This is a genomic window from Enterovibrio qingdaonensis (assembly GCF_028683135.1).
Taxonomy (GTDB): domain Bacteria; phylum Pseudomonadota; class Gammaproteobacteria; order Enterobacterales; family Vibrionaceae; genus Enterovibrio; species Enterovibrio qingdaonensis.
Window position 1 is genome coordinate 1 of record NZ_JAJUBB010000042.1, and the last position, 10,414, is coordinate 10,414.

Here is a 10,414-nt window from a genome sequence, read left to right on the forward strand (position 1 = left end):
CTTAGCGTAAGCGGCTTTTTTTATCACTCTGCATTCACGAAGGATTTGAACTTTTCCTTGGTTGCTGCGTCTGCTTTTTCGTACCAGTAGTGAAGTTGATATTCAACTTCGTTGGTAACGCTTGTTTCGTTTACAACCACGGTACTGTTGTGTGGCTCGAATTTCGGTTTCGGCTCGTATACCGCAACGAGCTGAAGTGACGCAGGTTGGTCGGTTTCATTATAGCGTTGCAGCTCAGCCAGATAATCACGGCTTAATTGGAAGCCACTTTTAATCAGCTTACCTTGCTCAAATGCAATGGCATTTTTCTCGCCATCAAGTATTTGGAAGTTTGGATTTTTATTAAACGCGACTGCTTCGCGTTTGTTCTTGAATTCTGGCAGGTCAAGGTAGACATCTTCATCTGACGCATCGAACTTAACAACGATAACATCAGATTTCTGGAAAGATACTTCTTTACCTTTTTCGAAGCTAGCAATAGAACGGAACGCCAATTGCTGCGTACCGTCGCTCAACACAACGTGGTTGTCGTTGTCGAACATCTTTGACTGATATTCTTGGCCATTGAAGGCTAACAACTCAATGTCTTGATTCAGGTGGAGTGTTACATCAGCATGCGCTGCAAAAGGCAGTACGGCAGAAAAAACGGAAGCGAGATACAGCTTTCTTCTCATCTTAATCCCTTAATGTTGTGTAAAACTGCCCGGTTATACCGGGCAGATGTTTATTATTTTACGTAGCAGGCGAAACCTTTCAGGTAGAAACCTTCTGGGTATGCGCTGTCTACAGGGTGGTCAGCCGCTTGTTCAAAACGTTCAATGAACTGAACTTCGCGGTGTGCATCGAGTGCAGCATCTGCAATGATTTTTTGGAACAGTGCGTTGTCCATCAAACCAGAGCAAGAATAGGTCAGTAGCGTGCCACCTGGCTTCAGAATCTGCATCGCTAACATGTTGATGTCTTTATATCCGCGACATGCACCCGTCAGCTGAGCCTTTGATTCAGCAAACTTTGGTGGATCCATGATAACAACATCAAACAGTTCACCGCTGTCACGGTATTCACGCAGCAGTTTAAATACGTCGGCGTTAACGAATTGCGCTTTCGCGGTGTCGAAGCCATTCATTTCAGCGTTAGATTTCGCAATATCCAATGCTGGTTGAGAAACGTCAACGTTGATGACTTCTTCTGCGTTGCCTTTCAGTGAGTACAGGCCAAAACCACCGGTGTAGCAGAAGCAGTTTAGAACACGTTTACCGTTGACATATTTTATGGCAGCTTCACGGCTATCACGTTGATCAAGGTAGAAGCCCGTCTTGTGACCACCCGTGATATCAACGCTTATCTTCACGCCATTTTCTTCGATCACAACGGACGCTGGTGGCATGTCACCATGCAGAACACCAGTACGCTCTTTCAGGCCTTCTTTCTTACGTACAGAAACATCTGAACGCTCGTAGATACTGCATTCTGGATACAATTCAACCAGTGCATCAACTAGGTTTTGCATTTGTGCTTCGGCACCTGCGCTCAGCAATTGGCAAACCAAAAAGTTTTCATAACGGTCGATAGTAATGCCTGGCAGGCCATCAGATTCCGCAGCAATGAGTCGGTAACCTGTCAAACCGTCACGAGCGGCAAGTACGTCTCGCAAGCCTTGCGCGTTTTGTAGGCGTTTTTTAAAGAAATCCACATTGATTTCTTCTTGCTCAAATGTCCAAACGCGCACGCGAATTTGTGAATTAGGAGAAAACGCACCTCGTGCCAACCACTGGCCTTGATGATCATAGACGTCAACGGTTTGTCCCAGAGAAGGCTTGCCTTCAATACGCTGGATTCCGCGAGAGAATACCCACGGATGACGACGGCGCAGAGACTTCTCGCGCCCTTTGACCAAATAAACAGAAGGATTCATTGGTTATTCCTAATTTCTAATCTCTGACTTCCGGCGACAATGCCGAAAGCCAATAAAAGGTGCCGTATTGTCCGAGAACAGCACCCAGAATGCAAACGGCTGCCATCAGGCAGCCGCTTTTTCTTTTGCTGAATACGTTATTCGGTGCGAAGACCATAGACCAGTGAGGTTAAGCTGCGTGATTGTTTCTGAAGGTCCACAACATTATCTGATGTTTGACGGATGAGTTCAGCAACTTGCCAAGCTTGTTGGCGAACGTGTTCAACGTCAGATGAAATGGTACTCGCAACGCTACCTTGTTGGGTTGCTGCAGTTGCAATCTCTGTGCTTCGGTCTGTGATACGTAAGCTGCGCTCCGAAATAGACGCTATTTCGGTATCGATATTTTGCATCAGCGTTTCGCTGGCAACAGCATTATCAACCGTGCCTTGCATCACGCCGCGAAGGTGCGAAGTATTATTGCCAAGATCTTGGATCATACGCTGAATCTCGACCGTTGCCGCTTGAGTGCGTCCTGCGAGTGTGCGGACTTCGTCGGCGACCACAGCAAAACCTCGACCTTGCTCACCTGCGCGCGCAGCCTCAATGGCGGCATTCAACGCAAGCAGGTTGGTTTGTTCTGAGATTGCGCTGATAGTTGCGACCATACTGCCGATTTCAGTTGAATTCTGCTCTAACGCAGAGACCGCTTGAGCCGCTGACTCAATTTCGGTGCTTAACGCTTGGATAGCATGAAGGGTCTGGTTTACCTGATTGCGGCTTTGTTTTGACGCATCACCCGCAGCCATGATTTCACCAGAGGTATCTTCAGCGTGAGTTGCAACGTCACGAATAGAACCTGCCATCTCCTCAGTCGCACTGGCAAGAGAGTCCAAATAGGTACGTTGATCTGCAGACAAGCATTCGCTGTCTTTTACGCGTGAGCTCAGTTCAGCGGAGAGTTGTTCCATTAAAGCAGCTGCGTTTTTGATGGCTTTTACCAAGCTATGTTCGCGATCGGCAATGTTATCAACGGTAATGGCGATGGTGCTGAACTCATCCCTCACAGGGAAGAAGTTCATGCGGCTAGTCAAATCCCCATCAAGCATGCGTTGCAGAGCCGCGTTCATGGAGAACATTGCGCCACCAATAAAGCTGGATACGTAATGCAGAATCATAATGCCAATCAAGAACAATATGGCGAGAATGCCCCAAGAGGAGAGGTCGATAAAGGACCAAAAATCCACATCAATCTTCGTCGCAATTGATGTGCTTTCTGACTCCCAAGCAGGAGCTTGTCGTTCTAGACTAATACCAGACCGCTCAAGCAACACTGAGGCGTCTACTGGATTGATATCATAGTGAGACAGCAAGGTGTTGAGTGCTGCACTATGTTGTTCTTGAATGAAAGTTGCCTGTGCAGTTGATGCTGAATAGAAAATGGCACCGGTTGCGACTGTTAGTGCAAAAATGAATGTGTAAAGGAGATAGAATTTCTGTTTTAGGCTCAGTCGGATGAGGTATTGGTCTATCCAGCGGAACGGCGTTTCTTTCATCTTGATATGATCCTTATCGAGTACGCAATCAGATTCAATCTGATCAGGCTCATATTACACTGATGAGTGCTGGTTAGACCAAATAATGGAGCGAGATCATTGTCACATATTTGTGTTAGAGCGACCGTTTCAGGTCGTGTACAAGGTGTGGGGTTCAGATTTCATACGGCTCATGAAGGATTGAGGCTTTCGCTGACGGGTTTTGCGAAGAATGAGACTGATGGCTCCGTCACTGTCCTGATGTGTGGTGAGGAGCAAAATGTGAACGCCTTGCTAAGTTGGCTAGAGGTTGGGCCGCCTACGGCAAGCGTCACCAAGTTGGTTCACCACCAAGAGGACTGGAAGGCGATAGATGGTTTTTCCATCCAATAAATGTCGGTCCAAAAAATAAAAAGGCGCAATATGCGCCTTTTTTAAATGCATTTAACGGGCTTTGGTAGGCCAGCTAACTTAGTTGCTTGTTTCGCAGGGCCCTTAGGGAAAAGCGTATACAAGTAACGGCTGTTACCTTTCTCTGGTCCGTATTTTTGCTCCATCGACTTTACCAGCAAGCGAACGGCAGGGGAGGTGTTGAATTCTTTGTAGAAGTCTTGAACAAAGTAAATTACTTCCCAATGCGCGTCAGTCAGTGTGATGTCTTCTTCTACTGCCAGCATAGGAACAAGTTCCTCTTGCCATTCGGCGAAGTTTTTCAAATAGCCCTGAGCGTCGGTTTCAATCTGCTTACCGTTTATTTCCAGCATAGATAACCTCGTATTTCGAACGCGCAAAGGATATAGACTTGCGTTGACAGCATCAAGTAGAAACAAAAAAAGCTCCCGAGGGAGCTTTTTACTAACTTAACTTTCTATGCGATTAGTCGTCGCTGTTCATGATGCCAAGAATGCTCAGCAGGTGAACGAAGATGTTGAAAATATCCAGGTACAGAGAAACTGTCGCACGGATATAGTTAGTCTCGCCACCGTTGATGATATTGCTGGTGTCATACAGGATGAACGCTGAGAAAATCAGTACAGCAATGGTGCTGATTGCCAAGCTCAGAGCTGGGATCGCTAGGAAGATGTTGGCAATCATTGCCACCAACAGTGCGATTACACCAGCGACAAGGAAGCCACCCATGAATGAGAAATCTTTCTTGCTGCTAATTGCATAAGCAGACAGACCAAGGAATACCAATCCTGTTGTGCCCAGTGCTTGCATGATCACCGAAGGACCGCCAGCAAGGTTCAGGTGGTAAGCCAGTGTTGGGCCTAGTGAGGCACCCATCAAACTGGTGAACACGAATGTCCATACGATACCTGAAGAGGAGTTAACCGCTTTAGGCAGTACAAAGAAGACAATCGCCAATGCGCCCAAGGTCATGCCAAGTGACATCATTGGTGTGATGCCAACTACCAAAGCAATGAAAGCGGCAATTGCACTGGTGATCAGTGTCATAGAAAGCAGCGCGTATGTATTACGCAGTACTTTGTTGGTAGCCAGTACACTTTCTTGCGTTTGGCTAGTGGAAACGAAACGATCGTTCATATCTTTCTCCCGGTAGGGTACGGTTTATTTCTAATACGTCATTTATTGCGCTTGTGGCACAATTTTTCAAGTACGAATTGTCGCAAAGGTGATAATAAAGCGTCTTAGCCCTTGAGAACACTGATATATCTCGAAATGAGATTTTAAACGAACTTGTAAACAAATATTAAATGACCGTTAATCACGCTGATTAACGGTCAAGTGTACCACTAATGATGGAGAATTTGGCTTAAGAAGAGCTGAGTTCTGTCCGATTGCGGATTATTGAAGAACTGTTCTGGCTCGTTTTCTTCGATAATTTCGCCCGCATCCATAAAGATCACTCGGTCTGCGACTTCCTTTGCAAAGCCCATTTCGTGCGTAACACAGAGCATTGTCATCCCTTCTTCGGCCAATTCGACCATGACATCCAATACTTCGCGTACCATTTCAGGGTCAAGTGCTGATGTCGGCTCGTCAAAGAGCATGACATTTGGATTCATACAAAGAGAACGTGCGATAGCAACACGTTGCTGTTGGCCACCTGAAAGTTGTCCAGGGTACTTACCCGCTTGCTCAGGGATTTTTACGCGTTCCAGATACTTCATGGCAATCGCTTCTGCTTCGTCCTTGGGCATTTTCTTTACCCATATAGGCGCAAGCGTGCAGTTTTCTAGTACCGTAAGGTGAGGGAACAGATTGAAATGCTGGAAACACATTCCCACTTCTTTTCTCACTAACTCGATGTTCTTGAGATCGTCAGTCAATTCTGTTCCGCCAACGATAATGGAGCCCTGTTGGTGTTCTTCTAGACGGTTAATGCAACGGATCATGGTTGATTTACCGGATCCAGAAGGGCCACAGATAACGATTTTCTCTCCTCTTGCTACTGAGAGGTTGATGTTTTTCAGTACGTGAAACTGACCGTACCATTTGTTCACATCGGTCAGTTGGATGACGGGAGAGTCTACTTGTTGAGTCATAATACAATCCTTTGTTCTTTAGCGTTTGTGACCAGTGTGAAGCTTGTTTTCCAGATAAATACTGTAGCGGGACATGCCAAAACAGAAAATCCAGAACACCAATGCCACAAACACGTAGCTCTCTGTTGCGAAACCTAACCATTGCGGGTCAGTATTCGCAGCTTGCCCAATCCCAAGCACATCAAACATACCGATGATGAGCACAAGACTGGTGTCTTTAAACAGACCAATAAAGGTATTCACAATTGAAGGGATGGTGATTTTCAGTGCCTGAGGAAGAATGATGAACCCCATTTTCTTCCAGTAAGTGAGCCCTAAAGCGTCAGCAGCTTCATATTGTCCTTTGGGAATGGCCTGTAAACCACCACGAACAACCTCTGCCATATAAGCGGCAGAGAACATCACCACACCGATTAAGGCGCGCACCAATTTGTTGGTCTCTGATTCTCCCGCCATAAAGAGTGGCAGCATGACCGACGCCATAAACAGCACCGTAATCAGCGGTACACCACGCCAAATCTCAATGTAAACCGTGCAGAGACTGCGAATTATTGGCATGTCTGACCGTCGACCGAGAGCCAGAACAACACCAATTGGGAGAGAGATGACAATACCGACGATCGCGATGATCATTGTGATAAGCAGCCCACCCCAAAGGTGAGTTTCAACTTTCGGTATGCCACCCATGCCACCGAACAGCAAAAAGGTCGTCATCAAGGGGAATACAACAACAAAAAGAAGCAGTATCCAACCTCTTTTAGGCGTTTTTTCGTAGATGAGAAGCCCAGTGAAAATGGCCAAAATGGCATAAAAGAGTTGAGGACGCCATAATTCGTCTTGTGGATAGAAACCAAACATAAACTGGTCAAAGCGTACGTTGATAAATACCCAACAAGCCCCCTCTCTGGAGCAATCATCTCTTGTCGAACCCACCCAGTCTGAGTTTAGGAATGCCCAGTCAATGACTGCCCATAACCCCTGAAGTGCCAGCAACGCGAGTACCACCGTCATGATGGAATTTAGCGGCGATGAGAAAAGGTTTTTCCTTGCCCAACCGATAGCACCTACCGTATTGGGTGGTGGCGGGAGGTCAGGCTGGAACTGATGTTGTTTCGTCATATCCTACCTCTCTACCAAAGCAACTTTTGCGTTGTATATGTTCATTAAAAACGACGTCAAAAGACTTAACGATAAGTAAACCGCCATTGTCATAGCGATGATTTCAATCGCCTGACCGGTTTGATTGAGCGTTGTTCCAGCGAAAACAGACACCAAATCTGGATAACCAATCGCCATTGCGAGAGAGGAATTTTTCGTTAAATTAAGATATTGGCTGGTAAGCGGTGGAATAATGATTCTCATCGCCTGCGGAATAATGACTAATCGCAGTGTTTTCGCGCGAGGGAGACCCAATGCCATTGCTGCTTCGGTTTGACCATGGCTAACGGCATTGATACCTGAGCGAACAATCTCGGCGATAAACGATGCGGTGTAGATAGATAAAGCGAGTGTAAGTGCGGCTAACTCAGGGATGATAGAAATACCACCTCTGAAGTTAAACCCTTTTAAGACTGGATGCTCCAACGAAACCGGCATACCTTGAACTAAAAACGCGATGAGCGGTAAGCCAATAATCGCAATCAAGGAAAAGGTGAAGACGGGAGTTTGTTGTCCTGTTAATTCTTGTTTTCTCTTCGCCCAGCGAGAAAGTACAAAACTAAAAATAAGAGCGGCAATCAAAGCCACACCAATTAGCATTGCGCCTTCTTCAAACACGGGACGGGTAAAATACAAACCTCGAACGTTCAGGAAAAGCCATTCACCCACACTGATACTTTCTTTGGGTGAAGGTAAAGCTTGTAATACCGCGAAATACCAGAAGAAAATTTGAAGTAAAAGGGGAATGTTTCGGAAGGTTTCTATGTACACTGCCGCAAATCGACTTAGAAGCCAATTGCTAGAAAGGCGAGCGATACCAATCAGGAAGCCTATTATGGTTGCAAGCACGATCCCGAGTACCGAAACCAATGCGGTATTCAGTAGCCCAACAAAAAATGTTCGGCCGTAAGAGAACGTTTCATCATACTCGATGAGCGTCAAACCAATGCCAAATCCCGCCTCTTGAGACAAAAATCCAAAACCGGTCGCAATACCTCTGGCATCGAGATTCGTCAATGCATTGTTAACAATGGTGAAGACGAAAAACACCAAACCAATGATCGCGACAGCTTGAAAAATGATGGAGCGGAATGTTGGGTTGTAGATGAGACTCTGCTTGACTTCTGGGCGTCGAGACGCCTCGGAGTTTAATGCATTATCTTTGGATGCCATACAACTGCACCTCTATCCTTTAACGTTGAGCGGAGGGGTGCGGAAACCGCACCCCGTTTGCTATTAAGCGAGCTTACTTAGCGGATAGGTGGCGCATATAGAATGCCGCCATCAGTCCATAGGGCATTCACACCACGTTGTATTTTTAGTGGCGAATCAGTACCAACGGTACGTTGGAAACTTTCGTCGTAGTTACCCACTTGCTTGATGATTTGGTAACCCCAATCATCATTCAGACCCAAGCCTTTACCTTTAGGGCCATCTTGGCCAAGGATACGGCGAATATTTGGGTCTTTTGAGTTAACCATTTCATCTACGTTCGCAGATGTGATCGCGAACTCTTCACCATTAATCATGGTGTTCAACGTCCACTTCGCGATATTGAACCAGTTATCATCACCTTGTCGTACTACGGGTCCCAAAGGCTCTTTAGAAATGATTTCTGGTAAAACTACCGCACTATCTGGGTCAGACAGTTTGATACGAGATGCATACAAACCTGATTGGTCAGTTGTCAGCGTATCACAGCGACCAGACTCGAAGCCTTTAACGGTTGCGTCATACGTATCGTAAACAACGGGTTTAAACGACATGCCGTTAGAACGGAAGTAGTCAGAAAGGTTTAGCTCTGTCGTCGTACCTGATTGAACACAAACAGAGGCACCATCGAGTTCCAGCGCGCTGTTAACACCCAAATCTTTTTTGACCATAAAGCCTTGGCCATCGTAGTAGTTCACACCGACAAAGTTCAGGCCTAGCGTTCCGTCACGTTGCAGCGTCCATGTGGTGTTACGCGACAGTACGTCAATTTCACCAGACTGAAGTGCCGTAAAGCGTTCTTTGGCTGTCAAAGGTACATATTTAACTTTGCTCTTGTCTCCAAGCACTGCTGCGGCCATTGCTTGGCAAAACTCGACATCAATACCTTCCCACTCGCCACTTGCATTCGGGTTAGAGAAACCTGGTAGGCCAGTACTGACACCACAGCTAATCACGCCTGCACTTTTCACTTTATCAAGCGTGTTTTCGCCTTGCGCAGAAGGTGCAGGGGCTTGTGAGGAGCCCGCTTTTGCTTCAGAAAGTTGTTTCTCTAAAGACGCCACTTGATCCTTCAGGCCATCGATTTGCTTCTGACTCTCAGCACTACCGCCGCCAGAATCACAGCCAGCGAGCAGCAGTGCAGAAATCACCGCCAGCCCTAATGTCGACTTTTTATTAACCATACCTATCAATCCTTTTGGTTATTACTGGTTGTTTGCTCATGGACAAGGCTCAATAGAGGCAAGAAGCCTTAAGTGAAGTGAACCTCGTAAAACCACTCCAAAGTTCCTGTTAACATCTAATTAACATTGCACAGTATAGAATCGGATTATTTGGCTGCAAACCGAACAGGCTAGAGGTGTGACCTAGGCAATGATCTTTGAAAAAATGAGACATTTATCGCGAGAAAACCTGCTGAAGCACGTTTGTAACGTACTGTTTTTACGCAAGCAAAGTGAAAAAAGTTGTTATGAACCATTCATCAGCGTGAACTCAGGTGGCTGGGCGATATTTTATTATTTTAGAAATGACCAGAATGCTATGTGTGGTTTGATTAGATGTTTATGCAAAACATACAAAAGGCGGTGAGGCGACAAACTGGAGAAAAGGTGCAGCATAAAGTTGTTTTGACGCAGTCTTGAGCGATTTGGTTTAAATATGCTCGGTTGGAAGGGTTTGCATAAAAAATTGATTTACAGGGTTCTGAGGAATCGCTAATATCCGCCGCACTTACGGAGGGATGGCTGAGTGGTTGAAAGCACCGGTCTTGAAAACCGGCATACGTTTATAGCGTATCTAGGGTTCAAATCCCTATCCCTCCGCCACTTTTCATTGATGAGCTTAATTGCTTGTTGATAAGAGATTGGAGCGGTAGTTCAGTTGGTTAGAATACCGGCCTGTCACGCCGGGGGTCGCGGGTTCGAGTCCCGTCCGCTCCGCCAACGATTTAAGCCTGATGCGAAAGCGTCAGGCTTTTTTCTTATACGCGCCCCAAAAAGTGCTTCGCACTTTGGTCGCGTCCGGAAGCCCGGCGCGTTGAGTCCCATCCGCTCCGCCAACACAACGAAGCCTCGCTAGAAATAGCGGGGCTTTTTTGTATCTGT

The 10,414-nt window shown here is 46.3% G+C and carries 10 protein-coding genes and 2 tRNA genes; 3 read left to right on the plus strand and 9 right to left on the minus strand.

Annotated elements, in window-relative coordinates; translation table 11 throughout:
* Positions 1 to 23: 23 nt before the first annotated feature.
* The 3 genes from LRP49_RS24835 to LRP49_RS24845 all read right to left on the minus strand — a co-directional run bounded on the left by LRP49_RS24835 (position 24) and on the right by LRP49_RS24845 (position 3,450).
* Entirely contained in the window at positions 24 to 674 is a 651-nt protein-coding gene (locus LRP49_RS24835) for a YccT family protein (RefSeq protein WP_274146326.1), read from the minus strand.
* Positions 675 to 727: 53 nt separating this feature from the next.
* Complete coding sequence (locus LRP49_RS24840; protein WP_274146328.1) at positions 728 to 1,915, minus strand: class I SAM-dependent methyltransferase; 1,188 nt, start codon at positions 1,913 to 1,915, stop codon at positions 728 to 730.
* Positions 1,916 to 2,052: 137 nt separating this feature from the next.
* The gene (locus LRP49_RS24845; RefSeq protein ID WP_274146330.1) at positions 2,053 to 3,450 is read right to left on the minus strand and encodes a methyl-accepting chemotaxis protein; all 1,398 of its coding nucleotides are present in this window, start codon (positions 3,448 to 3,450) and stop codon (positions 2,053 to 2,055) included.
* A gap of 99 nt (positions 3,451 to 3,549) precedes the next feature.
* On the opposite strand from LRP49_RS24845, the gene yccX reads away from it, so the two are divergent.
* Positions 3,550 to 3,822 (plus strand): acylphosphatase, encoded by a 273-nt coding sequence (gene yccX / locus LRP49_RS24850; RefSeq protein WP_274146332.1) that lies wholly within the window; start codon positions 3,550 to 3,552, stop codon positions 3,820 to 3,822.
* A 41-nt stretch (positions 3,823 to 3,863) separates the two neighbouring features.
* Here yccX and LRP49_RS24855 read toward each other — a convergent pair whose 3' ends face one another.
* The 6 genes from LRP49_RS24855 to LRP49_RS24880 all read right to left on the minus strand — a co-directional run bounded on the left by LRP49_RS24855 (position 3,864) and on the right by LRP49_RS24880 (position 9,493).
* Positions 3,864 to 4,193, minus strand: coding sequence for a TusE/DsrC/DsvC family sulfur relay protein (locus tag LRP49_RS24855; protein ID WP_274146333.1), 330 nt, complete (start codon positions 4,191 to 4,193; stop codon positions 3,864 to 3,866).
* 112 nt (positions 4,194 to 4,305) lie between these two features.
* Positions 4,306 to 4,977 (minus strand): Bax inhibitor-1/YccA family protein, encoded by a 672-nt coding sequence (locus LRP49_RS24860; RefSeq protein WP_078752070.1) that lies wholly within the window; start codon positions 4,975 to 4,977, stop codon positions 4,306 to 4,308.
* Positions 4,978 to 5,186: 209 nt separating this feature from the next.
* Complete coding sequence (locus tag LRP49_RS24865) at positions 5,187 to 5,939, minus strand: amino acid ABC transporter ATP-binding protein (RefSeq protein ID WP_274146335.1); 753 nt, start codon at positions 5,937 to 5,939, stop codon at positions 5,187 to 5,189.
* Between the two features lie 18 nt (positions 5,940 to 5,957).
* Positions 5,958 to 7,058 (minus strand): amino acid ABC transporter permease, encoded by a 1,101-nt coding sequence (locus LRP49_RS24870; protein WP_274146337.1) that lies wholly within the window; start codon positions 7,056 to 7,058, stop codon positions 5,958 to 5,960.
* A 3-nt stretch (positions 7,059 to 7,061) separates the two neighbouring features.
* Positions 7,062 to 8,270, minus strand: a complete 1,209-nt coding sequence (locus tag LRP49_RS24875; RefSeq protein WP_274146338.1) for an amino acid ABC transporter permease — start codon at positions 8,268 to 8,270, stop codon at positions 7,062 to 7,064.
* A gap of 77 nt (positions 8,271 to 8,347) precedes the next feature.
* Positions 8,348 to 9,493: a transporter substrate-binding domain-containing protein gene (locus LRP49_RS24880; protein ID WP_274146341.1), complete on the minus strand. Its 1,146-nt coding sequence runs from the start codon at positions 9,491 to 9,493 to the stop codon at positions 8,348 to 8,350.
* A 551-nt stretch (positions 9,494 to 10,044) separates the two neighbouring features.
* Between LRP49_RS24880 and LRP49_RS24885 the strand changes: the two genes are divergently transcribed.
* Positions 10,045 to 10,135, plus strand: a tRNA-Ser gene (locus tag LRP49_RS24885).
* A 40-nt stretch (positions 10,136 to 10,175) separates the two neighbouring features.
* Positions 10,176 to 10,252 (plus strand) — tRNA-Asp (locus LRP49_RS24890).
* Positions 10,253 to 10,414: the final 162 nt, after the last annotated feature.